Here is a 22,088-nt window from a genome sequence, read left to right as displayed (position 1 = left end):
CTGCGGCCTTCCCGACGGGGGTCCTCCCACACCCCCGCACCGACTAGGCTCGGAGCCATGTCTCGCATCGACGGCCGTACGCCCGAACAGCTCCGCCCGGTCACCATCGAACGCGGATGGAGCAAGCACGCCGAGGGCTCCGTCCTCGTCTCCTTCGGAGACACCAAGGTCTTCTGCACCGCCTCCTTCACCGAAGGCGTCCCGCGCTGGCGCAAGGGCAGCGGCGAAGGCTGGGTCACCTCCGAATACTCGATGCTGCCCCGCGCCACCAACACCCGGGGCGACCGCGAATCCGTACGCGGCAAGATCGGCGGCCGCACCCACGAGATCTCCCGCCTCATCGGCCGCTCGCTGCGCGCCGTCATCGACTACAAGGCACTCGGCGAGAACACCATCGTCCTGGACTGCGACGTCCTCCAGGCCGACGGCGGCACCCGCACCGCCGCCATCACCGGCGCCTACGTCGCCCTCGCCGACGCCATCTCCTGGGGCCAGCAGAAGAAGCTGATCAAGGCCGGCCGCAAGCCCCTCACCGGCACGGTCGCCGCCGTCAGCGTCGGCATCGTCGACGGCGTCCCGCTCCTCGACCTCTGCTACGAGGAGGACGTGCGGGCCGACACCGACATGAACGTGGTCTGCACCGGCGACGGCCGCTTCGTCGAGGTCCAAGGGACCGCCGAAGCCGAGCCCTTCGACCGCAAGGAACTCAACGCCCTCCTCGACCTGGCCGCCGGCGGCTGCGCCGACCTGGAGGCCATCCAGCTCGGAGCCCTGGGGCTCTCGCCCCACTAGCCTGGGCACCCGCTCTCACGGCAACCGCGCGGCGCCTCCGCGCGTCTCTTGCCATACGGGCGCACGGCGTCGAAGCCGTGCGCCCGTCCGCGTATCGACGTATCGACGTATCCGCGTTCCACGCGTCCGCGTATCCGTCCGAACCCCCGGGGGACCGAAGTGAAGTCGAAGCACCGTACGGCAGCCATAGCGATCGCCGCCGCCCTGCTCATCCCGGCCGTCACCTCCTGCGACGCGATCTCCACGGCGATGGACTGCGCGAGCACCGCGGTCGCCATCACGGACGGAGCCAACGACCTCCAGCAGGCCGTCTCGCAGGCCGGCAACAGCCCGCAGGACGCTCAGAACGCGCTGAACGAGATCGAAGCCAACCTCAAGAAGGTCGGCGACCAGACGGACAACGCCGACCTGAGCAAGGCCATTTCCTCGATGAACACGGCGGTCAAGAACGTCCGTACCTCGCTCGAGGGCGGCAACTCCACCCCGGACATCACCCCGGTCGCGGACGCGGCGAAGGAGATCTCGAAGGTCTGCACCCCCGGCTGAGCCGGGGAACGACCGGCGGATAATGGGACGCATGACCTCGACGCCCCCTCCCAGCCGCCTCATCCTGGCCACCCGCAACGCGGGCAAGGTCACCGAGCTCCGCGCCATCCTGTCCGACGCCGGCCTGCCGCACGAGCTGGTCGGCGCGGACGCGTACCCGCAGATCCCGGACGTCAAGGAAACCGGCGTCACCTTCGCCGAGAACGCCCTCCTCAAGGCCCACGCCCTGGCGCAGGCCACCGGTCTCCCGGCGGTCGCCGACGACTCCGGCCTCTGCGTCGACGTCATGAACGGCGCCCCCGGCATCTTCTCCGCCCGCTGGGCCGGCGCCCACGGCGACGACGCCGCGAACCTCGCGCTCCTGCTGGCCCAGCTCGGGGACATCGACGACGCCCACCGCGGCGCCCACTTCTTCTGCGCCGCCGCCCTCGCCCTCCCGGACGGCACGGAACGCGTCGTCGAAGGCCGCCTCCTCGGCACCCTGCGCCACGCCCCCTCGGGCACGGGCGGCTTCGGCTACGACCCGATCCTCCAGCCACTGAACGACACCCGCACCTGCGCGGAACTCACGGCCGCGGAAAAGAACGCCATCTCCCACCGAGGCCAGGCCTTCCGAGCCCTGGTCCCGGCGGTCCGGGAACTGCTGGGCTGACGCAACGAGGCCGGGCCTTCCGTGAACCGGAAGGCCCGGCCTCGTTTTCTGGGTACGCCCGGTCGGATTCGAACCGACATGCATGGCCACCTAAAGACCATCGCTCACCAGGTGGCGTACGGGCGCAGACCATGAACACTCTACTGCGCACCGCGCCGTACAGGGAGCGACATCAACGTTTGCGTCGTCCTCCCCGGCACCAGGTGCTGGTGATCGAGTGGCAGTTGGGGCACAGCAGCCGCAGGTTCTGGCGGCGGTCATCGCTCCAGTCGCCGTTGATGTGGTCGACCTCGAGGGTCATGGGGCGCCCACGCCATTCGGGGGCGCTTCCGCAGCTCTCGCAATGCTCGGGCACGCCGATCTCGTCAAGAGCACGTCTGAGCGCGACAGCCCTCGTGCGCCTGTCGCGCCCGTGCTTGACCAGTACTTCGTCTGCTGGCCTCGCCTGGGTCGGTCCCGGCTTCCCTTTCGAGTGACCTTGGCCCAAGTGGTGCGAAGTGTCTATCGCCGCTGCGGCTATCCACTTGCGTAGGAGCGCTCGTTGAGTCCCGTTGTCCGGTCGGTCTAGGTGCCGCAGTGTGCTGGCGATGCCGATCGCCTTGGCCACGGCCTGCCTCAGTTCCTCCTCGGTCGGTGGGACCCGCCGACCGGTGGGGCGGAAGTGTGAGACGTCTATGCCGAAGTGGGCGAAGCGTGCCATCAGGTAGCGGCCAAGGCGTTCGTACGGTGGCGTGCGGAGGTGTGCGATCACCTCGTCGATGTCGCCACACTGTGTAGCGGCCTCGACGAGTACGTCCCGGGTGTAGCTGGTCCGCGTACTCATCGGCGTCGGCCCTTGCCCCGGCCTCGGTACGTGTCCGTCGCCGAGTGACAGTTGGGGCAGAGGAACCGCAGGTTCTCCGGGCGGTTGTCCCGCCAGTCGCCGTTGATGTGGTCGACCTCCAGGGGAAGCGGCTCGCCCATCCAGGTCTCGATGCCGCACTCGGCGCAGCGCTCCTCCATGCCCAGCGCGGCCATTCCCGCCCTGAGTCGGTCACTTTGGATCCGGCGGGCGTGTTCTGGCGGCTGTTGCACCAGCAGTGCTTCGGGAGCCCGACGGCTTCTGGGGATGCCCGTCCGGGACTGTGCCTTGAAGTGTGAGGTGTCTATCCCCAGCGCCCTCACCCGTCGGCTGATGTGGGTGTGCTGTCCGCCTACGACGTCCACCCCCAGGCGACGGAGTGCCTCACACATGCTCGTCGAGGCGGAAACCGCTTCCTCCAGCACTTCCTTGGTCCACTTCAACCCCTCCCGCTCGAAGTGGGAGACGTCCACCCACAGCCGCTTCATGCGCTCGCGGATGTGCTGACGCGAGCCGCTCTTCGGGTCCACCCCCAGCTTTTCCAGCGCCTCCGTCAGCGTCCGCGACGTACTCGCCGCCTCCGCCAACCGCTCCCGTGTGTACGGGCTCACTGCCATCGGTCCCCTCCCGTCCCGGCCGCGCGTTCGCAGCCTCGTACGGGCTAACGAACCGATATGCGGACGGTTACGTCCGATAAACGGAACAGCCCGCACCGGTTGAGGGGTGCGGGCCGTTGCGGGAAGGGGAGAGCCGGGTCAGATGCCCAGGTCCTTGATGATCTTGGCTACGTGGCCCGTGGCCTTCACGTTGTAGAGGGCGCGCTCGACCTTGCCCTCCTCGTCGACGATCACGGTGGAGCGGATGACGCCCGTGACCGTCTTGCCGTACAGCTTCTTCTCGCCGAACGCGCCGTACGCCGTCAGGACTTCCTTCGAGGGGTCACTGACCAGGGTGACCTTCAGGTCCTCCTGTTCGCGGAACTTCGCCAGCTTCTCCGGCTTGTCCGGGGAGACGCCGATGACGTCGTAGCCGGCCGTGGCCAGGACGGCCAGGTTGTCCGTGAAGTCGCACGCCTGCTTGGTGCAGCCCGGCGTCAGCGCGGTCGGGTAGAAGTAGACGATGACCTTGCGGCCCTTGTGGTCGGCGAGCGAGACCTCGTTGCCGTCCGCGTCGGGCAGGGTGAAGGCGGGGGCGGTGTCGCCCGGCTCAAGTCGCTCGCTCATCTCAACAGTCTCCTCGGGAGGGGATCGGTACGGTCCGAGACTAAGCTGCTGACAGACCGTTCATGAGGGGCTACGCCCTCATGCGACCGACCACGACGACGGAGGCAGCGCGGTGCCGGAAGCCAGGACCCCCGCACAGATCGAGGCGGACATCGTCCGCCGCCGCGAGCAGCTCGCCGAGACGCTCGACGAGATCGGCGTGCGCATGCACCCCAAGACGATCATCGGGGACGCCAAGGCGAAGGTGGTGGGGACCGTCGACCACGCCGTCGGCCGCGCGGTGGCGACGGTGAACCGCCTGGTCACCGACGCCCGGGACGGACTGCGGCACGAGGACGGCGCCCCGCGCATCGAGCGGCTCGTGCCGGTCGCACTGCTCGCGGCCGGCGTCGTGGGCCTGCTCGTCCTGTCGGCGCGCCGCAAGCGCTGATGACCCGGCCGGGTGCGGCGCGGGCGCGTGCGGGTAGGTTCGGGGCGTGAGCGAGAACACCACCACCCACGACAAGCTGCCCATCCGCATGCTCCACGACCGCGTGCTCGTGAAGTCCGACTCTCCGGAGGGCGAGCGCCGCTCGGGCGGCGGCATCCTGATCCCCGCGACGGCCACGGTGGGCAAGCGGCTGGCCTGGGCCGAGGTGGTCGCGGTCGGGCAGAGCGTACGGACGGTCGAGCCGGGGGACCGGGTGCTCTACGACCCCGAGGAGCGGGCCGAGGTGGAGGTGCGCGGGGCGACGTACCTGCTCATGCGCGAGCGGGACCTGCACGCCGTGGCCGCCGAGCGGCTGGAGGGGTCGGAGGACTCCACGGGGCTGTACCTGTAGGGCCGGGCCCTGCGTCTCCCCGCGAGGCCTCGGGCTCTTGCGGGTCCTTGTGTTCCAAGATCGAAAGGGCCGGTGACGCTCGTCACCGGCCCCTTTCGTGCGTTTTGCTACGGTGGTGGGAACCCCCGACGAGACGCGCCGTACCGGGTGGCTGTCGCTGGGCATCGCCGATGCCGGTGCCGATGGCTGCATGACAAGACGACGCACCCCGTTCCGCTCTCGTTCTGGAGGTGCCTGTCATGGCCTGGGTTCTGCTCATCGTCGCCGGTCTGGTCGAAGTCGCGTGGTCGATCGGCATGAAGTTCACCGAGGGATTCACCCGGTTCTGGCCGAGCCTGTTCACGGGCGCCGGCATCGTGACGAGCATGGTTCTGCTGTCGCTCGCGGTCAAGACGCTGCCGATCGGTACGGCGTACGGCGTGTGGGTGGGCATCGGCGCGGCCGGTGCGGCGGTGGTCGGTATGGCTGCCATGGGGGAGCCCGTCACCGCCGCCCGGATCTTCTTCATCTGTCTGCTGTTGGCCGCCGTGGTGGGGCTGAAGGCGACTTCCGGTCACTGAGCCCGGGGCCGTTCCCGGTGCTCCGGGCCTCGTCGGGCCCTCTTCCTGGCCTCTTCCGGATCCGGTCCGGGCCTACTCCAGGAGCTCCGGCGGCGGGCGCAGGCCTTCGGTGGCGCCGCCGCGGCTGCTCCCGGTGGTGCCGCCGTCGGTCTGGCCTCCGGTGGTCTGGCCGCCCGTGGTCTGGCCGCCCGTGGTCTGGCCCCCGTCGTTCTGGCCGCCCGTGGTCTGGCCGCCGTCCGTCTGACCGCCGTTCGTCTGGCCCCCGTTGTTCTGACCGCCGTTGTTCTGACCGCCGTTGTCCTGACCCCCGTTCGTCTGTCCGCCCTGCGTCCGCCCGCCCGTCGGCGGTGTCGGCGTGGGGCTCACCGGCGGGCCCGAGGGGCGGTCGCCGGGGGTCTGTTGCGGCGGGTTCGGGTTCGGGTTGACGGGCGAGGGCGGCGGGGGCTGGGCGGCGCCCGGCATGAGTTCCAGGTCGAAGTCGACGGGGTCGCTGTCGGCCAGGGCCGTCTTCGTGTACTGCGCCCAGATCCGGGCCGGGTAGCCGCCGCCCCCGATGCGGCTCTCGCCGAGTGCCCCGTAAAGGGACTCCAGGGCTCCGGTGTCGGGGTCCTGGCCCATCATCGAGACGACGGTGACCAGGTCCGGGGTGTACGCCGCGAACCAGGCGGAGCGGTCCAGTTCGCCGGTGCCCGTCTTGCCGGCGGCGGGGTGGCCGGCGGCAAGGGCGGCCGTACCGGTGCCGTTGTCCACGACGCTGACCAGCATGGACGTGGTGGTGTCGGCGGCTTCGCGGCTAACGGCCTGGGTCGCTTCGCGGTGCGGCAGGGGGATGGTGTCGTCCGCCTTGGTGATCTTTTCGACGAAGGTGTGCGGGGTGTGGCGGCCGTGGTCGGCGAGAGTGGCGTAGGCCTGGGTCATGTCCAGGACGCTGGCCTGCATGGTGCCCAGTGCCATGGCCGGTCCGGGGTCGAAGTTCGGGGTGTTCTCGGGGATGCCGAGGGCGACGGCGGTCTGCTTGACCTTGGCGGTGCCGACGTCGACGACCATCTGGGCGAAGACGGCGTTGACGGAGAGGTCGGTGGCGGTGTTGACGGTGATGTCGCCGTAGCTGACCTGCCCCTCGTTCTCGGGGGCGTAGGGGATGCGGGTGCCGACGACGCGGCGCTTGTTGTCGCCGTTGTAGAGCGTGTACGGGGTGATCGTGCGGCCGTCCTGGGTGTGCGAGTCGTTCTGCACGGCCGAGGCGAACACGAACGGCTTGAAGGTGGAGGCGACTTGGAAGTCGTGCCGGGTGGCGTTGTTGACGAACTGCTTGGTGTAGTCGATGCCTCCGTACAGGGCGACGACCTTGCCGGTGGCGGGGTCGATGGAGACGGCGCCGGTGCGTACGACGCGGTCGGCCTTGACCTTCTCGGGGTCGAGCTTGCTGACCAGCTTGTCGTTGACGGCGTCGACGATGGCGCTCTGGCGGCGCTTGTCGATGGTCGTGGTGATGCGGTAGCCGCCTTCGGCGAGGGTTTTGTCGTCGAGGATCTTGTTTTCGACGATGTGGTCCTTGATGGCTTCGACGAGGTAGCCGCGCTGGCCGGAGAGTCCGGCGGCCGGGCGGACCTTGCCGGGCTCGGGGAACTGGGTGGTGGCGCGTTCGGCGGCCGTCATCCAGCCCTTCTTGACCATGCCGTCGAGTACGTAGTTCCAGCGGGCGAGGGCGCGGGCGCGGCTCTGGGGGTGGGAGACGACGTCGAAGGCGCTGGGGGAGTTGAGGAGGGTGGCGAGGTAGGCGCCCTCGGCGGTGGTGAGTTTGCCGATGTCCTTGCCGTAGTAGGCCTGGGAGGCGGCCTGGATGCCGTAGGCGTTGCGGCCGAAGTAACTGGTGTTCAGGTATCCCTCGAGGATGTAGTTCTTCGACTTCTCGCGACCGAGTTTGATCGCGATGAAGAACTCCTTCACCTTCCGCTTGATCGTCTGTTCCTGGCCCAGGTAGTAGTTCTTGACGTACTGCTGGGTGATGGTCGAACCGGACTGGGTGCCCTTGCCGGTCGCCGTGTTCCAGGCGGCCCGCAGCATCGCTGCCGGGTCCACCGCCCGCTCGGAGTAGAAGTCGCGGTCCTCGGCGGCCAGTACGGCCTCCTGGACGGTGCGCGGGATCTGGGAGAGTGGCACGTTGACGCGGTCGACCTCGCCGTCGCGTGCGAGCTGGGAACCGTCGGCGTAGAGGTAGACGTTGGACTGGGCGACGGCGGCCGCGTTGGCGGGCGGGATGTCGACCAGCAGGTAGCCGGCCACCAGGGCGCCGCCGCCCAGCAGGGCGAGCAGCAGGAAGGCCGCCAGGACCATCCGCCAGGTGGGCAGGATCCGGCGCCAGCCGGTGCGCTTGCGCCGGGCCCGCTTCGCCGCTCCGCCCGCTGCTGCCGCCTTCCCGGCCCTCTCGGCCTTCTTGGCTTCTTTGGCTCGCTCGGCCGTCATTTCGGGTTCCGGTGGCGGAGCCGCACCCGCGCCGGCGGCCTCGGGTTCTTCGGGGGTGTCCGGGTCACGAGGCGTCCAACCGGGCGGTGGTGACGGGTCGCTCATCTCCGGGACTCCTCGGCGCCGTACGAAATATCCACATCTGTACCTCTGGTGTCTACCCGATGGCCGCCGGTTCCGCTCCGGACGGGCGTAATTCGTTCGCGTGGATAGCCCCTCCGCACTAAGCTCGCGCGCTTTGGCCGACATACGAACGAAGTGGGAACGACGTGGGAACGACGCAGCCACGGCGTGGGAAACGGAGGACCCGGTGCGCCCGAGCGCGCGTACGAGCATGCGTCTGAGAGCGGGCCTCTACGGGGCGGTCGCGGTCGGCGGTTTCCGCCGGTACGCCACCTACGGGACGGCGACCGCGGCCGGCGTGTTCACCAACACCGTGTTCGGTTTCATCCTCGCCTACACGTTCATCGCGCTGTGGGGCGAACGGCCCGGGCTCGGGGGCTACGACCAGTCGCAGGCCCTCACCTTCATCTGGGTCAGCCAGGCGCTGCTCGCCGCCGGGGCGCTGATCGGCGGCGGCTTCCAGGAGGAGTTCCAGGAACGCGTCCGGACGGGTGACATCGCCGTCGACCTGTACCGGCCGGCCGATCTCCAGATGTGGTGGCTGGCGGGAGATCTGGGCCGGGCGGGGTTCCAACTCCTGGGTCGCGGCGTAGTACCGGTGGTGGTCGGCGGGCTCGCCTTCGACCTGGCGCTGCCCTCCGATCCGCTGCGCTGGCTGCTGTTCCTGATCGCGGTGGCCCTCGCGCTGCTGGTGAGCTTCGGGCTGCGCTACCTCCTGGGGCTGGCGGCGTTCTGGCTGATGGACGGGGCGGGCATCAACATGATGGCCACCGTCGCCTCGATCTTCTTCTCCGGGATGCTGCTGCCACTGACCGTTTTCCCGGGCGGCTTCGGGGAGTTCGTCCGCGCCATGCCCTGGGCGGCGATGCTCCAGGTGCCCCTGGACGTCCTGCTCGGCAAGGGCGCGGGGGCCGGGAACGCGGCCGGGGCGTTCGCCTTCCAGGCGGCCTGGGCGCTGGCCCTGCTGGGGCTGGGCCGGCTGGTGCAGTCGGCCGCGACGCGGAAGGTGGTGATCCAGGGTGGCTGAACGGGTGGCCGAGGAGGGGCGGCGGGGTCCGGAGGTTCCCGGCGGTCCGGGTGTCTCGGGAGACCGGCGAGGTCCCGGAGGTCCCGGAGGCCCCGGAGATCCCGGAGGTCCCGGAGATCCGAGGTGTCCCCGTGGGGCGGGATCCCCGGACGTCCCACGGCCGTTGGGTGTCCCACGGCCGTTGGGTGTCCCGGGGCCGCTGGACGTGCCGCCGCGCAACCGGGCGGTGGAAGGGCTGCGCGGCTACGCCCTGATCGCGGCGATGTGGATCCGGTCGACGATGACGTACCGCACGTCCTTCCTCCTCTCCACCTTCGGGAACGCGGCGATCACCCTCCTCGACTTCGTCGCGATCTCCATCATGTTTTCGCACGTGGACGAGCTGGGCGGCTTCACGCTCCCCGAGACCGCGCTGCTCTACGGGTCCTGCTCGGCCTCCCTGGGCCTGGCCGACCTGCTCCTCGGCAACACCGACCGGATCGGCGCCCGGATCCGCGACGGCTCCCTCGACACCATGCTCGTACGGCCGGTCCCGGTGCTCGCCCAGGTCGCGGCCGACCGCTTCGCGCTGCGCCGGCTGGGGCGGATCGCGCAGGGGCTCGGGGTGCTGGGATGGGCGGTCTCGGACCTGGACCAGCTGGACTGGACGGTCGGGAAGGTGCTGCTGGTCCCCGTGATGATCGTGGCCGGGGCGGGGATCTTCGGGGCGGTGATGGTGGCGGGAGCGGCGTTCCAGTTCGTCGCCGGGGACGCGGCGGAGGTGCAGAACTCCTTCACGTACGGGGGCTGCACGATGCTCCAGTACCCGCCGACGGTCTTCGCGAAGGACCTGCTGCGCGGCGTGACCTTCATCGTGCCGCTGGCCTTCGTCAACTGGCTGCCCGCGCTGTACGTCCTGGGGCGGCCGGACCCCCTGGGACTGCCGGCGTGGGCGGCCTTCGCGAGCCCGCTGGTGGCCCTCGCGGTGTTCGTACCCGTGTCGCTGGCGTGGCGCGCGGGGGTTCGTTCGTACCGGAGCACGGGGAGCTGAGCAGGCATGACGACGACGGATGCGCTGATCTCGCTGGACGGGGTCGAGAAGGTCTTCGACGTACGGCGTCGGGTGGGCCTGATGCGTAGGGAGAAACGGCAGGTCAGGGCCGTGGACGGGATCAGCTTCGAGGTGGCGCGGGGCGAGATGGTCGGCTACATCGGGCCCAACGGCGCGGGCAAGTCGACCACGATCAAGATGCTGACGGGCATCCTCACCCCGAGCGGCGGCCGGCTGCGGGTCGCCGGCATCGACCCGGCGCGGGAGCGGCTGCGCCTGGCGCACCGGATCGGGGTGGTGTTCGGGCAGCGCACGACGCTGTGGTGGGACCTGCCGCTGAAGGACTCGTACGGGCTGATGCGGCGGATGTACCGGATCCCGGTGGCGCGGTTCGCGGAGAACCTGGAGCGCTGCGTGGACCGGCTCGACCTGGCCGACCTCCTCGACGTACCGGTGCGGCAGCTGTCGCTGGGGCAGCGGATGCGCGGGGACATCGCGGCGGCGCTGCTGCACGATCCGGACGTGCTGTACCTGGACGAGCCGACGATCGGGCTGGACGTGGTCAGCAAGGCGAAGGTACGGGGCTTCCTGCGGCAGCTGAACGAGGAGCTCGGGACCACGGTGCTGCTGACCACCCACGACCTCCAGGACATCGAGCAGCTGTGCGAGCGGGTGATGGTGATCGACCACGGGCGGCTGATGTACGACGGTTCGCTGGGCGGCCTGCACACGGCGGGCGGGGCGGGGGAGAGCGAGCGGACGCTGGTGGTGGACCTGGAGCGAGAGCTCGCGCCGATCGAGGTGGCGGGGGCGCGGGTGGTGAAGGTGGAGGGGCCGAGGCAGTGGCTGGCGTTCCCGGCGCGGGCGTCGGCGGCCCCGCTGGTGGCGGCGGTGGCGGCGGAGTATCCGCTGCTGGACCTGTCGGTGCGGGAGCCGGACATCGAGGACGTGATCGCGCGGATGTACGCGGGGCGGGGGTAGGCAGGGGCCGGGTATAGGCCTGGGATAGGCCGGGACAGTCTGAGGGCGGGCCGGGGATAAATCAGGGACAACCCTGAGCGGGAAGCGGGTCGGAGCCATACAACTCCCGGCGGCGACTGCCTAGGCTGGTCCTCATGAGTGACGAGCGGCCTGAGAAGCCGTTGCCCCAGGAGCCGGTGCCGTCCGAGAAACCGCTGCCGGATCTGAGGGCGTCGGACGCCGACCGCGAGCGTGTGGTGGAGCGTCTGCGGGACGCCGTCGCCGAGGGCCGGCTCGACATGGACGAGTTCGAGGAGCGGCTCGAGGCGACGTACAAGTCCCGGACCTATGCGGAGCTGGAACCGCTCACGCGGGACCTGCCCGCGCTCGGGGCGACGGCCCCGGTGGCGGCCGCCCAGGTCGGGCCGGTGGGCCTGACGAAGGGCGTGCCGGCCGGGTCGGGCTCGGCCTGGCCGGCCCGGATCGGGGGCGGCGGCGCGGTCGGCGGGCCCGCCGTGGCCGTCGCGGTCATGTCGGGCTTCCAGCGCAAGGGCAACTGGACCGTGCCGTCCCGCTTCCACGCGGTGGCGTTCTGGGGCGGCGGTGAGATCGACCTGCGCGAGGCGGACTTCGAGCAGCGCGAGGTCGTCATCAACTGCGTCGCCGTCATGGGCGGCATCGAGATCACCGTGCCCCCGGGCGTGGAGGTCGACGTACGGGGCATCGGCGTCATGGGCGCCTTCGACCAGCGCGACAGCCCCGGGCCGGTGGAACCGGGCGCCCCGCGGGTGGTCGTGACGGGCTTCGCCTTCTGGGGCGGGGTGGAGGTCAAGGTCAAGCAGCCGAAGAGCGCGAACCCGGACCGGAACCGGAACCGGATCTCGAAGTCGAAGCCGCGCAAGGAGCTTTAGGGGTCAGGAGCCATCGGGTTGGGGGGATCGGGGCTGGAGGGGGTATAGGGGCTGTAGGTGCGGCCCGGCGCGCCGGGAACTCCCAGGGCGCCCCGGGAGTCGGATGCTATGGAGACAGAACCGGCGCCCGGGGGAAAGCAGGAGTACGTGGAGCAGGGCAGCAATACGACGAAGGCGGCGGCACGGGGCGGGTTCGTCTTCAGTGAGGCGGACGAGGAGCGCCGGCGCGGCGTCCGCCAGATGAAGCGGATCGCCACCGGCCTGCTGCTCATCGTGGCGCTGGTCTACGTCGCGGCGAAGTGGGCGGAGCACGCCGGCGCGGGCGGCTGGGCGGGCTACGTCGCGGCCGCCGCCGAGGCGGGCATGGTCGGCGCGCTCGCCGACTGGTTCGCCGTCACCGCGCTGTTCCGGCGGCCGTTGGGACTGCCGATCCCGCACACGGCGATCATCCCGACCAAGAAGGACCAGCTCGGAATCTCCCTCGGCGAGTTCGTCGGGGAGAACTTCCTCTCGGCCGACGTGGTGCGTACGAGGCTGCACGCGCTCGGCATCGGCGGCCGGCTCGGCGCCTGGCTGGCCGAGCCCGCGCACGCGGACCGCGTCACGGCCGAGCTCGCCACGGCCCTGCGCGGAGCGCTGACGGTGCTACGGGATTCCGATGTGCAGGCCGTCGTGGGCGAGGCGATCACGCGGCGGGCGGAGACGGCGGAGATCGCGCCGGGCATCGGCAAGACGCTGGAGAAGGTCGTCGCGGACGGCGGCCACCGCCGGGTCGTGGACCTGGTGTGCGCGCGGGCGCACGACTGGCTGGTCACGCACGCCGAGTCGGTGGAGGCGGCGGTCCAGGGCGGGGCGCCGGGCTGGACCCCCCGCTTCGTGGACCGCAAGGTCGGCGACCGGGTCTACAAGGAGCTCCTCCGCTTCGTTCAGGAGATGCGGGACATGCCGGAGCACCCGGCGCGCGGAGCGGTGGACCGCTTCCTCGCGGACTTCGCGGCCGACCTCCAGTCGGACACCGAGACCCGGGCGCGGGTGGAGCGGCTCAAGTCGGAGCTGCTGGCGCGGGACGAGGTGCAGGACGTGATCGCCTCCACCTGGACGGCGGTCCGGTCGATGATCATCTCGGCGGCGGAGGACGAACGGAGCGCGCTGCGCCTGCGCGTCCGGTCCTCGCTGATGGCGCTTGGGGCCCGACTGGCCACGGACGGCCGGCTCCAGGACAAGGTGGAGGGCTGGATCGAGGGCGCAGTGGTGTACGTGGTGACCACGTACCGGACGGAGATCACCTCACTGATCACGGACACGGTGGCGGGCTGGGACGCCGAGCACACCTCCCGCAAGATCGAGGCCCACATCGGCCGCGACCTGCAGTTCATCCGCATCAACGGCACCGTCGTCGGCGCCCTTGCGGGTCTGCTGATCTACAGCGTGTCGCGCGCTCTGGGCGCGTAGTCGGGGGCGTGTAGCCGCGGGCGTCCGCGGGTGCGTAGCCGCGGGCGCGGGGACGGCGCGGGAGGCTGGTCGGGGACTGCCCCGGGCCGGGCCCGCGCTGGGCCCGACCGGGGCAGCCCCGCTCCGGGGTCAGCCTCGGTCGGCGACGGCCCAGGTGGTGGCGGCCACGACGCCTGCGGCTCCGAAGACAGCCGGCCAGGCGCCGACCTTCTTCGCCAGCGGGTGCGAGCCCGCGAAGCCGGCGAGGTAGAGCGCGCCGAGCCCGGCCGCGACGGGGACCCCGCCGAGCTTGTGCCACTCCCGCCCGGCGGCGATCCCGGCGGCGCCGAGCACGACACCACCGAGCGGTCGCTTCTTGGTCCACCGGGCGACGGCGTACCCGCCGACCAGCCCGGCGGCCGCCACTACGGAACTCGGTACCCGTGCCATGCCCACCAACTCCTTCACATCACCAACAACCAACGGCCAGCGCCAACGGCCCGCACCGCACCGCATTGAACGGCACGACACGACACGGCACGGCACACGCCACCACACCACACCACACCACACACCGAACTCCGCGGAGCAGTACGCTCATCAGGCCGTACGCTCATCGACACGTACGCCCGTCCTCCCACGAGGCTAACGCGGACCCTTGACCACCCGCCGGACGCCCATCAAGCCCCCCAACACCAGCACGGCTCCGCCGATCACCGGATCCGGCACGGCGTCCCGTACGCCGTGCGGCAGCAGCGCGACCACGCCGAGGACGAGAAGGAACGCGAGCACGCACCCGCCGGCGGCCCGAAACAGTCTGTGCACGCACTGCTCAACGCGGCCGTCCCGCACCCGACACGGAGGACGGGAGGGGATTTGTCGCACACTCGCCGGATCCGTGCGATGTCTGCCCGGGGAACCCGATGGGCATAAATTCAATCTCCCACCCAAAGGGGCAAACCACCTCCACTCCGTGTGCCCGCCGAGCCCGCCCCCTCACCATCAACACCAGGAGCAAGGACATCGTGATCTGCTACGGACAGGCCGTCCTCGACCTCGCGGACGAACTGGTCGACGCCTACGCCGACGTCTTCTCCGCCCCGCCGTGGAACGAAGACGAAGAAACCATTCGCCAGTTCGCCACCCGTCTCCCGGCCGACGCCCGGCGCCGTGGTTTCCGTACCGCCTTCACCCAGTCCACCACCGGCATCGACGGCTTCGCGACGGGCTGGATCACCCCGGCGGCCTTCCCGAAGAACCGCGCGTACGCCCAGGTCGCGGCGCAGCTCGGCTCGGCCCGGGTGAAGGAACTCCTTTCCGGGGCCTTGGAGATAGACGAACTCGCCGTACGCCCCCACGCGCGCGGCCGCGGCACCGGCCGGGACCTCCTCACCGAGATCACCACCGACGCCCCGGACCGCCGCGCCTGGCTGCTGACCAGCCGCCTGGCCAAGCAAACGGTGGCCACGTACCGCCGCCTGGGCTGGCACGAGGTCGCCCCTTTGCCGGGCACGGAGACGGGCGTGATCGTCTTCCTCTCCCCGGACCACCCGAACCGCCCGGCGGCGTAGTCCGCCGCCCAGCGGACCGACCGACCACCCCACCCGCCGTCCACCGCGACCCGATCCGACGCGGCCACACCAGCGTGACGCTCACCCAACGCGCCGAGCCGAGCCGAGGCGGGACACGCTCGCTCCCGCCGGCAACCCGCCCCGAGCGAGCGTGTCCCACCTACACCGGCCCAGTGTCCCGGCGCAGTGGGTGAGCCCGCGGGCGCTCACTCCGATCACCCGTCCGGCCCCACTCGCGGCGGTCTGCCACCTGCGGCGGTCTGCTACCCGCGGCGGTCTGCTATCCGCGGCGGGTAGCCATCCGCGGCGGTCGTCTGCCATCCCCGACGGGCTGCCACCCCCGACGGGCTGCCGCCCCCAACAGGCCGCTTACACCGACCGGATGGCTCAGTCGGTGCTGCCAACTCCAACGACGCGGCGCATACCTCCCGCCCCGGGCTCCTGCGCAGTTCCGAAAGGGCGCCCGACGGGGAGTCCCGGCCGCTCCGGCGGGGCATACCGCGGCCATGAACCCCCTCACGCGCACCACAGGCACCCACCGCAAGCCCCACACCTCACGCCCCACGAAGGCCACTCACTCCCCGGTCCGTCCCACGGCGACGGTCACGACCGCGGCGACGGCGACGCCCACGACCACGGCCCCCGCCCATCGCCAGCCCGCCGTTGCCACGGCCGCGGCCGCGGCTCCCGCCCATGGCCAGTCCGGCGTTGCCAGGGCCGCGACTGCGGCTCCCGCCCATGGCCAGACCGCTGTTGCCACGGCCGCGACCGCGGCCCCCGTCCAACGGCAGTCCGCCGTTGCCAGGGCCACGGCCGCGGCCGCCGCCCATCGCCAGCCCGCCGTTGCCAGGGCCACGACCGAGGCTCCCGCGCAACGGCAGCCCGCTGTTGCCAGGGCCGCGACCGCGGCTCCCGCCCATCGCCAGCTCGGCGTGGCCGTGGCCACGGCCACGGCCACGACCGCCGCCCATCGCCAGCCCGCCGTTGCCACGGCCACGACCGAGGCCCCCGCCCAACGGCAGACCGCCTTCGCCACGGCCACGGCCACTTCCCGCAGGCAGTCCACCCTCGCCGCGGCCGCGGCCACCTCCCGCCGGCAGCTCAACCTCGCCACCCGCCACCAACTCACCACCACCGCAGGCATCCCCAGCGGCACGATCACCTCCCGCACCCGCCCCGGCGGGCCCTGGCAGCGCCTGCTGCCCCGGATCTACCTCCTCCAGACCGGCCCCCCGGACCACCGCCAACGCGCCCTCGCCGCCGTCCTCTACGCCGCCGAGCCCGGCTCCGACCCCCTCTGCGGCACCACGGCCGCCCTCACCGGCGGCGCCGCCCTCGCGCTGCTCGGCATCCGCGAAGCCCCGTACACCCCGGCGGACGTCCTGATCCGGGCTCCGCGCCGGCTGGCCGGGTCCGCGGAGGTGCGCCCGTTCCCCACCACCCGCTGGCCCCGGACCATCACCGTCTCCGGCATCCCGAGCACCCGCCCGGTCCGCGCGGCCGCCGACTTCGCCGCCCGCGCCGAGGCCCCCGACCTGATCCGCTCGGTCCTGGCCCACGTGGTCCAGGCGGGCTGGTGCCACCCCCACGACCTGCACACCGAGCTGCGCGCCTCCCGCCTCCTGGCCCGCCCGGCCATCCGCGAGGCCGCCGCGGAACTCCTTGCCGGGGTCCGCTCGGTGGCCGAGGCCCAGGCCCGCGACACCCTCTCCGCGACCGACCTCCCGACCCCTTTGTGGAACGCCCGCCTCTACACCCCCGACGGCACCTTCCTGGCGAGCCCGGACGCGTACTGGCCCGACGAGGGCGTGGCCCTGGAGATCGACTCCGCGGAGTACCACTACACCCGCGACTCCTGGCACGCCACCCTCCACCGCCGCCTCCGCCTGGAATCCCACGGCATCCTCGTCGTCAGCGCCACCCCGTCGATGATCCGAGACACCCCACAAGAAGTCCTGTCCGCCCTCCGCACCTTCCTCACCCTCACCACCCCCCGCCCCACCCCACCCACAGCCCTGCCCCGCGGCCACCAACAGCTCCCCCTGTTTGCCTCCGGCCTCTGATCTGGTCTCCGGCACCCGGGATCTTCTGTTCCGCTTGTGAGGGCCTGCGCCAACTCCTGCGCCGCCTCTCGGCGGTCACGTCGCGATCTAGCCAGTTGTAAGCGAAATGTGATCGGTTGGGATTGACTGGAGTTGATCTCTGCGTAGCGTCGTGACATGACGATGCGGGATTTGCTCTTTGAGGTCGCCAGTACCTATGACGTGAACGCGGGCACGAAAGGCCCCGTGCCCGGTCAGCAGGTGCTGCGAGCGGTGTCCAGCCGTACCGATCTCGGGGTGTTGGACGGCTGGGCCGTTGCCGGGTACGGCGGTAATGGAAATGCTGCCAATGCGCCTTGGATTGGCGTATTTGATCTGAAGATCAATCGAGATCCAAAGGTCGGTCTGTACCTCGCGTACATTTTTAGCACCGACTTGAAGTCCGTATGGCTGACCCTTCAGCAAGGGGTCACGGACTTGGAGAAGAGGATGGGCGGGAGGGAAACGCTCCTCGCGCATCTCGAACGGCAGGCCGACCAACTGTACGCCGCGCTCGAGGTCGGCTTGGTCGAAGAGTGGAACCATCGTCCAGTATTCGGCCTGGGTAAACGTCCGGAATTGTACGAAGCAGCAAGTGTCGTGGCTCGCTCGTACGAGATCGGGGACCTGCCCACCGAGGAGCAGCTTCAACAGGACCTGCGTGCAGCCGAGGGCTTTCTCCGAAGTGCGGCTGAGGCCGACGCGGCGATCCGCGCCGCACGAGAGGGTGAGGAAGACACTCCCGCCCTCTCGAAGAGGAAGCGAAAGGCCGCGACCGTACCGGTGATCGGGTTCAAGCCGGGGAACAGTGCTTCCTACCGGGCGAACATTGCGGCTCATCAGCAGCTGAAGAGCCGTAAGCACGAGCTGTTGATCGAGGAATTCGTCACGTACATCCAGGCCCGGGACTACGAGGCCAGGAACGTGAAGACCCATCCCAAGGACCTGACGCTCCACGCGGGCGACATCGGAAAGGCGGAGGGCGACGGGGACGCCTTCGAGTGGCTCGTCGAAGCCAAGGTCCTGAGGAACGGGAACGCCGCCGCTGCCGTCCGTGAAGCAGTCGGGCAGCTAAAGGAATACAGCTACTTCCTTTACCGAGACAAGAAGCGGGCCGCCCCTCATCTCATCGGGTTGTTCTCCGAGGACATTGGCGTGTACGCGGCCTACCTCGAAGACCAAGGCATCGCCGCCATCTGGCAGACCAGCAGCGGTTGGGAAGGAACGCCCACCGCTGCTGCGTGGGGAATGGTCGACTGATCAGGGCGTAGGCGCTCCGTGGCAGTCCGCGTAAGGCCGGCCCGAGGTGCACCAGCACGGGGTGGATGGGGTGGGGGGCCACGGGGTGGCTTTGCCTCGGGCGGCGAGGGTGGTGGCGTATTCCGCCAGGAGGGACGGGGAGGACGGGGAGGTCTTCTCCGAGGCGGCGAAGGCTTCGTATGACGGGACGCTCGCCGTGACGATGCCCAGGTTGGTCGTGCCCGAGGCGGCCAGGGTGCGCAGGGAGGCTTCGACCTGGGCCAGGTGGGCGTCGTGGGAGGGGTATTCGGCGGCCAGGGTGGGGTACGAGGTGAGGAGTTCCGCGAGCTCGCGCGCCGGCCAGTGGAGGATGGCCACCGGGAAGGGCCGGGAGAGGGCGGCGCGGCGGTCGCCGAGTTCGGCGCGCAGGCGGGCGATCTCGGCGCGCAGCTCGGCGGGGTCGTCGGAGCCGAGGGCCCAGATGCGCTTGGGGTCGTGGAGTTCGTCCAGCGGGATCGGGCCGATGTGACGTGTGTCCGCGACCATGTCCCAGTCGTCGTGCGGGAGTCCGAGCAGGCGGCGTACGCGGTGGCGGCCGGTCAGGAGTGCGGTGGTCGCCTGGGTGAGGGGGGCGTGGTCCGGGATGAGGAGGGCGGCGGCCTCGGTGAAGCACTCGTGCGAGGCTTCCAGCTCGTCGTGGGCTTCGAGCGTCTCGGCGATGACTTCCCAGGGTGCGGGGTCCTCGGGGGCGGCCGCGCGGATGCCGGAGATCAGGGCGCGGGCCTCGGGCTCGTGGCCGTACTCCCAGAGGTTGGCGGCCTGGAGGGCCTTGATCAGGGAGGGGTCGGCCGTTTCCCCGGCGAGGAGTTGGTCGTAGAGGGCGCTCGCCCGTTCGCGTGCGTCGCCCAGTTCGAGGTGGGCGGCGGCCTGGAGGAGCAGCGGCTCCTGGTCCTCGGGGTAGCGGGTCGCCGTGCGGATGAGGCGCTCGGCTTCGGCGATGTGCTCGGCAGGCGTGTCGGGGCGCATGGTTGACACCGTACTAGCGCTGGTCAGTTGACGGGGGAGGACTTAAGGTGCCGCCCGTGCGAGATCACGTACGGGTCGTGGTGCAGGGGAAAGGCCGGCGGGTGTGGCGGTTGCGCCGGGCCGGTCTCGCGGGGGTTCTGTGGGCGGCCGCGGAGTTGGCGGTCACCGTCGGCGTGGTGGTGTTGTTGCTGGTGGTGCACCAGGTGTGGTGGACCAATCGCCAGGCCCTCGCGGCGGCGCACGAGCAGGTGGCGGAGCTGGAGGGGGAGTGGGCCGCCCTCGGACCGGAGCCCGGGTCCGGTACCGCCCCCGGGCCGGCGCCCGCCCCAGATCCGTCCGTCACGCCGGAGGCCGAGCCCGCCGGGGCCGAGGGGGGTTCCGCCGCGCGGACCCCGGCCCCAGGCCCAGCCCCGGCTCGGGCCCCGGGCGCCGCGCGTGAGCCGTCGGCGAAGGAGGCGGCGTACGGGGTCCTGCGCATCCCGCGCCTCGGCGTCGTCGTGCCCGTCGCGCAGGGCGTGGACAAGCGGTCGGTGCTGGACAAGGGGTACGCGGGACACTACGCCGGGACCGCGCAGCCCGGGGCGGAGGGGAACTTCGCGCTCGCGGGGCACCGGAATACGCACGGTGAGCCCTTCCGCTACATCAACCGGCTGCGGACCGGGGACGAGTTGATCGTCGACGTGAAGGGGCGGCGGTACGTGTACGTCGTGGGGAAGACCCTCGGTGAGACGACCGAGCGCGACACCGGGGTGATCGCGCCCGTCCCGCGCAGCATCGTCAAAACGGACCACGGCTACAGCGAGCCCGGCGCGTACATCACGCTCACCACCTGCACGCCCGAGTACACCTCCAAGTACCGGTTGGTGGTGTGGGGGGTTCTCAAGCGCTGAAGGTCCGTTCCGCCGCCTCTGTCCTCGCCGCCCGTTGTCAGTGGGCATGGTTAGTATCGGTTTCGAGTACCGGATCTCGTACGGGAGTTCGTGCGCGGGAGTGGTTGGGGTGGGTGGTTCGCATGGCGGAGCACGGCGGTCTTCGCCGCATGCCGTTCGCGCGGCTCGCGCCGTTCGCCCGGTGCGCCCGGATGCTGGCCGGGTTGGCGTCGCTCGTGCTGCTCGGCGGATTCCTCGGGTTGTTCGCCGAGGAAGGCGGGCTCGGAGCGGTCGTGGTCGTCCTCGCGGCGACGACCCTCGCCGTGGGCGCCTCGGTTCTGGTTGCCCGGCTCGTGCGGCCGGTGCCTCCGCACCGAATACGCACCGCGATCCGTGATCGCGAGCAGCGCACGGCGTTCCTGCCGCAGCGCGATCCCGATGCCTCGGGCCGGTCGTGGCCCGGGGCGCCCGGCCGTCGCCTTCCGGCGGCCGCGTAGGACCCAAGCGCGCGGGGGTCGAGGTGGCCAGGGCCAAGCCCGCCGGGGCCGGCGGCGGTGTCGTGGTGAGTGCCGAGCAGCAGGAGATCATGCGCAAGCTGGGCGGTGTACTGCCCCTGCTGTCGTTCGGGAGGCTGATCACAGCCGCCCTGGTGCCGCTGGCGGCCGGGCTGTACCTGGTCACCACCACCGCCTGGTCGGTGGCCGAGTGGGCCTGGCTCCAGCACCGCAAGGAGCGGGCCGAGAGGGCGGAGCGGGAGAGCGCCGGAGCGGGGCGTTCCAGTCCGTGAACGGGGTCTTGCGGATTGGGCCGACATCTTGGAGGATCAGCCAATCCTCCGATGGCCGCAACCCATCGGCCGGCCCGGGCACGCCCACGGGCCGACCACCCACGACCACGGGAGAATGCCCATGAAGCTGCTGCGTGTAGGACCCGTCGGGTCGGAGCGCCCCGCGCTGCTCGACCAGGACGGGGCCCTGCGGGACCTGTCCGGCCTGATCACGGATGTGGACGGCGCACTGCTCGCCGACGACTCGGTGCTGTCCCGAGTACGGGACGCGGCCGAGTCCGGTGAGCTCCCGGTGCTGGACGCCGAAGGTCTGCGAATCGGGTCCGCCGTCGGCCGCATAGGCAAGGTCGTGGGCATCGGCCTGAACTACCACGGGCACGCGGCAGAGGTCGGCGCCGAGGCGCCGGCCGAGCCGATCTTGTTCCTCAAGGCCTCCGACACCGTGGTCGGTCCCGACGACACCGTGCTGATCCCGCGCGAGAGCGTCAAGACCGACTGGGAGGCCGAGCTCGGCGTGGTCATCGGCGCCACCGCCCGCTACCTGGCCTCCGCCGAGGAGGGCCTCGCGCACGTCGGCGGGTACGTGCTGGTCAACGACGTGACCGAGCGCGCCTTCCAGACCGAGCGCGGCGGTACCTGGGACAAGGGCAAGAACTGCGAGACCTTCACCCCGCTCGGCCCATGGCTGGTCACCGCGGACGAGGTCCCGGACCCGCAGGCGCTGGACGTGAAGCTGTGGGTCAACGGCGAGCTCAAGCAGGACGGCCACACCTCGGACCAGATCTTCCCGGTCGGCGAGGTCGTCCGGTACGTCAGCCAGTTCATGACCCTCTACCCCGGCGACGTCCTCGTCACCGGCACCCCGGCCGGTGTGGCCGCGGGCCAGCCGGAGCCGAAGCCGTTCCTGCGGGCCGGTGACGTGGTGGAGCTGGAGATCGAGGGCCTCGGCCGTCAGCGCCAGGAGTTCAAGAGCGCCTAGCCCGAAGGCGCGTGGCCGAGGCCGCGCGGCTCGGCAGCGTGTGGGTGGGGTGGGCGGTGCCGTCGGTGACGGCGCCGCCCCTTCGCGTTGCGCGAACCCGCCGGACGGGCCGCCCGCTGCGGGCCGCCCGCACCGAGCCGGCCGCTGCGGACC

At 71.0% G+C, this 22,088-nt stretch carries 26 protein-coding genes and 1 tRNA gene; 18 read left to right on the top strand and 9 right to left on the bottom strand.

What is annotated here, in order from left to right; translation table 11 throughout:
* The first annotated feature begins 57 nt into the window (after nucleotides 1-57).
* From rph to rdgB, 3 genes are all read left to right on the top strand, one after another.
* Entirely contained in the window at nucleotides 58-792 is a 735-nt protein-coding gene (gene rph, locus J7E97_RS17840) for a ribonuclease PH (RefSeq protein ID WP_215028211.1), read from the top strand.
* A 159-nt stretch (nucleotides 793-951) separates the two neighbouring features.
* A complete protein-coding gene (locus tag J7E97_RS17835) occupies nucleotides 952-1,338 on the top strand; it encodes a hypothetical protein (protein ID WP_215028209.1) in 387 nt (128 codons plus the stop codon).
* A 31-nt stretch (nucleotides 1,339-1,369) separates the two neighbouring features.
* The gene (gene rdgB, locus J7E97_RS17830; protein WP_215028207.1) at nucleotides 1,370-1,990 is read left to right on the top strand and encodes an RdgB/HAM1 family non-canonical purine NTP pyrophosphatase; all 621 of its coding nucleotides are present in this window, start codon (nucleotides 1,370-1,372) and stop codon (nucleotides 1,988-1,990) included.
* A 53-nt stretch (nucleotides 1,991-2,043) separates the two neighbouring features.
* On the opposite strand, the gene J7E97_RS17825 is transcribed toward rdgB, so the two are convergent.
* The 4 genes from J7E97_RS17825 to bcp all read right to left on the bottom strand — a co-directional run bounded on the left by J7E97_RS17825 (nucleotide 2,044) and on the right by bcp (nucleotide 4,054).
* Nucleotides 2,044-2,116: transfer RNA gene (locus J7E97_RS17825), tRNA-Leu, on the bottom strand.
* 46 nt (nucleotides 2,117-2,162) lie between these two features.
* Entirely contained in the window at nucleotides 2,163-2,690 is a 528-nt protein-coding gene (locus tag J7E97_RS17820) for an HNH endonuclease signature motif containing protein (RefSeq protein ID WP_308346564.1), read from the bottom strand.
* A gap of 119 nt (nucleotides 2,691-2,809) precedes the next feature.
* Nucleotides 2,810-3,448 carry an HNH endonuclease signature motif containing protein gene (locus J7E97_RS17815; protein WP_215028202.1) on the bottom strand — a complete coding sequence of 213 codons (639 nt, stop codon included), beginning with the start codon at nucleotides 3,446-3,448 and terminating at the stop codon, nucleotides 2,810-2,812.
* Between the two features lie 138 nt (nucleotides 3,449-3,586).
* Entirely contained in the window at nucleotides 3,587-4,054 is a 468-nt protein-coding gene (bcp, locus tag J7E97_RS17810; RefSeq protein WP_215028200.1) for a thioredoxin-dependent thiol peroxidase, read from the bottom strand.
* A 112-nt stretch (nucleotides 4,055-4,166) separates the two neighbouring features.
* Between bcp and J7E97_RS17805 the strand changes: the two genes are divergently transcribed.
* The 3 genes from J7E97_RS17805 (at nucleotide 4,167) to J7E97_RS17795 (ending at nucleotide 5,435) form a co-directional block, all read left to right on the top strand.
* A complete protein-coding gene (locus tag J7E97_RS17805; RefSeq protein WP_215028198.1) occupies nucleotides 4,167-4,484 on the top strand; it encodes a DUF3618 domain-containing protein in 318 nt (105 codons plus the stop codon).
* A 46-nt stretch (nucleotides 4,485-4,530) separates the two neighbouring features.
* The gene (locus tag J7E97_RS17800; protein ID WP_215028196.1) at nucleotides 4,531-4,875 is read left to right on the top strand and encodes a co-chaperone GroES; all 345 of its coding nucleotides are present in this window, start codon (nucleotides 4,531-4,533) and stop codon (nucleotides 4,873-4,875) included.
* 239 nt (nucleotides 4,876-5,114) lie between these two features.
* Nucleotides 5,115-5,435: a multidrug efflux SMR transporter gene (locus J7E97_RS17795; RefSeq protein ID WP_215028195.1), complete on the top strand. Its 321-nt coding sequence runs from the start codon at nucleotides 5,115-5,117 to the stop codon at nucleotides 5,433-5,435.
* A 72-nt stretch (nucleotides 5,436-5,507) separates the two neighbouring features.
* On the opposite strand, the gene J7E97_RS17790 is transcribed toward J7E97_RS17795, so the two are convergent.
* Nucleotides 5,508-8,006 carry a transglycosylase domain-containing protein gene (locus J7E97_RS17790; protein WP_374224176.1) on the bottom strand — a complete coding sequence of 833 codons (2,499 nt, stop codon included), beginning with the start codon at nucleotides 8,004-8,006 and terminating at the stop codon, nucleotides 5,508-5,510.
* 229 nt (nucleotides 8,007-8,235) lie between these two features.
* On the opposite strand from J7E97_RS17790, the gene J7E97_RS17785 reads away from it, so the two are divergent.
* The 5 genes from J7E97_RS17785 (at nucleotide 8,236) to J7E97_RS17765 (ending at nucleotide 13,404) form a co-directional block, all read left to right on the top strand.
* Nucleotides 8,236-9,051, top strand: a complete 816-nt coding sequence (locus tag J7E97_RS17785; protein ID WP_215028191.1) for an ABC-2 family transporter protein — start codon at nucleotides 8,236-8,238, stop codon at nucleotides 9,049-9,051.
* 181 nt (nucleotides 9,052-9,232) lie between these two features.
* Nucleotides 9,233-10,081, top strand: a complete 849-nt coding sequence (locus J7E97_RS17780) for an ABC transporter permease (protein WP_251054734.1) — start codon at nucleotides 9,233-9,235, stop codon at nucleotides 10,079-10,081.
* A 6-nt stretch (nucleotides 10,082-10,087) separates the two neighbouring features.
* The gene (locus tag J7E97_RS17775; protein WP_215028189.1) at nucleotides 10,088-11,062 is read left to right on the top strand and encodes an ATP-binding cassette domain-containing protein; all 975 of its coding nucleotides are present in this window, start codon (nucleotides 10,088-10,090) and stop codon (nucleotides 11,060-11,062) included.
* Between the two features lie 134 nt (nucleotides 11,063-11,196).
* Complete coding sequence (locus tag J7E97_RS17770; protein WP_215028188.1) at nucleotides 11,197-11,952, top strand: DUF1707 domain-containing protein; 756 nt, start codon at nucleotides 11,197-11,199, stop codon at nucleotides 11,950-11,952.
* Nucleotides 11,953-12,060: 108 nt separating this feature from the next.
* On the top strand, nucleotides 12,061-13,404 hold the full coding sequence (locus J7E97_RS17765) for a DUF445 domain-containing protein (protein ID WP_215028187.1): 1,344 nt from the start codon (nucleotides 12,061-12,063) through the stop codon (nucleotides 13,402-13,404).
* Nucleotides 13,405-13,533: 129 nt separating this feature from the next.
* On the opposite strand, the gene J7E97_RS17760 is transcribed toward J7E97_RS17765, so the two are convergent.
* Both J7E97_RS17760 and J7E97_RS17755 read right to left on the bottom strand, forming a co-directional pair.
* Nucleotides 13,534-13,833 carry a hypothetical protein gene (locus J7E97_RS17760; RefSeq protein WP_215028186.1) on the bottom strand — a complete coding sequence of 100 codons (300 nt, stop codon included), beginning with the start codon at nucleotides 13,831-13,833 and terminating at the stop codon, nucleotides 13,534-13,536.
* 195 nt (nucleotides 13,834-14,028) lie between these two features.
* Nucleotides 14,029-14,208: a hypothetical protein gene (locus J7E97_RS17755; protein ID WP_215028185.1), complete on the bottom strand. Its 180-nt coding sequence runs from the start codon at nucleotides 14,206-14,208 to the stop codon at nucleotides 14,029-14,031.
* 200 nt (nucleotides 14,209-14,408) lie between these two features.
* On the opposite strand from J7E97_RS17755, the gene J7E97_RS17750 reads away from it, so the two are divergent.
* Nucleotides 14,409-14,954, top strand: coding sequence for an N-acetyltransferase (locus tag J7E97_RS17750; protein ID WP_215028184.1), 546 nt, complete (start codon nucleotides 14,409-14,411; stop codon nucleotides 14,952-14,954).
* Between the two features lie 574 nt (nucleotides 14,955-15,528).
* Here J7E97_RS17750 and J7E97_RS17745 read toward each other — a convergent pair.
* Nucleotides 15,529-15,810: a hypothetical protein gene (locus J7E97_RS17745; RefSeq protein ID WP_215028182.1), complete on the bottom strand. Its 282-nt coding sequence runs from the start codon at nucleotides 15,808-15,810 to the stop codon at nucleotides 15,529-15,531.
* Nucleotides 15,811-15,892: 82 nt separating this feature from the next.
* Here J7E97_RS17745 and J7E97_RS17740 point away from each other — a divergent pair, with 82 nt between their 5' ends.
* Both J7E97_RS17740 and J7E97_RS17735 read left to right on the top strand, forming a co-directional pair.
* Complete coding sequence (locus J7E97_RS17740) at nucleotides 15,893-17,017, top strand: hypothetical protein (RefSeq protein ID WP_215028181.1); 1,125 nt, start codon at nucleotides 15,893-15,895, stop codon at nucleotides 17,015-17,017.
* A 156-nt stretch (nucleotides 17,018-17,173) separates the two neighbouring features.
* Nucleotides 17,174-18,295, top strand: coding sequence for an MrcB family domain-containing protein (locus J7E97_RS17735; RefSeq protein ID WP_215028179.1), 1,122 nt, complete (start codon nucleotides 17,174-17,176; stop codon nucleotides 18,293-18,295).
* On the opposite strand, the gene J7E97_RS17730 is transcribed toward J7E97_RS17735, so the two are convergent.
* Nucleotides 18,296-19,300, bottom strand: a complete 1,005-nt coding sequence (locus J7E97_RS17730; RefSeq protein WP_215028177.1) for an SEC-C domain-containing protein — start codon at nucleotides 19,298-19,300, stop codon at nucleotides 18,296-18,298.
* A gap of 56 nt (nucleotides 19,301-19,356) precedes the next feature.
* Here J7E97_RS17730 and J7E97_RS17725 point away from each other — a divergent pair, with 56 nt between their 5' ends.
* The 4 genes from J7E97_RS17725 to J7E97_RS17710 all read left to right on the top strand — a co-directional run bounded on the left by J7E97_RS17725 (nucleotide 19,357) and on the right by J7E97_RS17710 (nucleotide 21,935).
* On the top strand, nucleotides 19,357-20,190 hold the full coding sequence (locus J7E97_RS17725) for a class E sortase (protein ID WP_215028175.1): 834 nt from the start codon (nucleotides 19,357-19,359) through the stop codon (nucleotides 20,188-20,190).
* A 122-nt stretch (nucleotides 20,191-20,312) separates the two neighbouring features.
* Nucleotides 20,313-20,666: a DUF6412 domain-containing protein gene (locus tag J7E97_RS17720; protein ID WP_374224174.1), complete on the top strand. Its 354-nt coding sequence runs from the start codon at nucleotides 20,313-20,315 to the stop codon at nucleotides 20,664-20,666.
* Between the two features lie 23 nt (nucleotides 20,667-20,689).
* Nucleotides 20,690-20,956: a hypothetical protein gene (locus J7E97_RS17715; protein ID WP_308346561.1), complete on the top strand. Its 267-nt coding sequence runs from the start codon at nucleotides 20,690-20,692 to the stop codon at nucleotides 20,954-20,956.
* Nucleotides 20,957-21,077: 121 nt separating this feature from the next.
* Nucleotides 21,078-21,935 (top strand): fumarylacetoacetate hydrolase family protein, encoded by an 858-nt coding sequence (locus J7E97_RS17710; RefSeq protein ID WP_215028173.1) that lies wholly within the window; start codon nucleotides 21,078-21,080, stop codon nucleotides 21,933-21,935.
* Nucleotides 21,936-22,088 lie beyond the last annotated feature (153 nt).

The sequence above is a fragment of the Streptomyces sp. ISL-66 genome (assembly GCF_018614135.1).
In the GTDB taxonomy this organism is placed as follows: domain Bacteria; phylum Actinomycetota; class Actinomycetes; order Streptomycetales; family Streptomycetaceae; genus Streptomyces.
The sequence above is the reverse complement of the archived record's forward strand: the minus strand, read 5'-3'. Positions and strand labels throughout refer to the sequence as shown.

Bases quoted from the DNA above. Each gene is read 5' to 3' on its own strand.
- J7E97_RS17720 (WP_374224174.1), top strand. From the start codon at position 20,313: ATGGCGGAGCACGGCGGTCTTCGCCGCATGCCGTTCGCGCGGCTCGCG.
- bcp (WP_215028200.1), bottom strand. From the start codon at position 4,054: ATGAGCGAGCGACTTGAGCCGGGCGACACCGCCCCCGCCTTCACCCTG.
- J7E97_RS17790 (WP_374224176.1), bottom strand. From the start codon at position 8,006: ATGAGCGACCCGTCACCACCGCCCGGTTGGACGCCTCGTGACCCGGAC.
- J7E97_RS17710 (WP_215028173.1), top strand. From the start codon at position 21,078: ATGAAGCTGCTGCGTGTAGGACCCGTCGGGTCGGAGCGCCCCGCGCTG.
- J7E97_RS17760 (WP_215028186.1), bottom strand. From the start codon at position 13,833: ATGGCACGGGTACCGAGTTCCGTAGTGGCGGCCGCCGGGCTGGTCGGC.
- rph (WP_215028211.1), top strand. From the start codon at position 58: ATGTCTCGCATCGACGGCCGTACGCCCGAACAGCTCCGCCCGGTCACC.
- J7E97_RS17765 (WP_215028187.1), top strand. From the start codon at position 12,061: ATGGAGACAGAACCGGCGCCCGGGGGAAAGCAGGAGTACGTGGAGCAG.
- J7E97_RS17785 (WP_215028191.1), top strand. From the start codon at position 8,236: ATGCGTCTGAGAGCGGGCCTCTACGGGGCGGTCGCGGTCGGCGGTTTC.
- J7E97_RS17770 (WP_215028188.1), top strand. From the start codon at position 11,197: ATGAGTGACGAGCGGCCTGAGAAGCCGTTGCCCCAGGAGCCGGTGCCG.
- J7E97_RS17815 (WP_215028202.1), bottom strand. From the start codon at position 3,448: ATGGCAGTGAGCCCGTACACACGGGAGCGGTTGGCGGAGGCGGCGAGT.
- J7E97_RS17735 (WP_215028179.1), top strand. From the start codon at position 17,174: ATGACGATGCGGGATTTGCTCTTTGAGGTCGCCAGTACCTATGACGTG.
- J7E97_RS17820 (WP_308346564.1), bottom strand. From the start codon at position 2,690: ATGGCACGCTTCGCCCACTTCGGCATAGACGTCTCACACTTCCGCCCC.
- rdgB (WP_215028207.1), top strand. From the start codon at position 1,370: ATGACCTCGACGCCCCCTCCCAGCCGCCTCATCCTGGCCACCCGCAAC.
- J7E97_RS17795 (WP_215028195.1), top strand. From the start codon at position 5,115: ATGGCCTGGGTTCTGCTCATCGTCGCCGGTCTGGTCGAAGTCGCGTGG.
- J7E97_RS17730 (WP_215028177.1), bottom strand. From the start codon at position 19,300: ATGCGCCCCGACACGCCTGCCGAGCACATCGCCGAAGCCGAGCGCCTC.
- J7E97_RS17775 (WP_215028189.1), top strand. From the start codon at position 10,088: ATGACGACGACGGATGCGCTGATCTCGCTGGACGGGGTCGAGAAGGTC.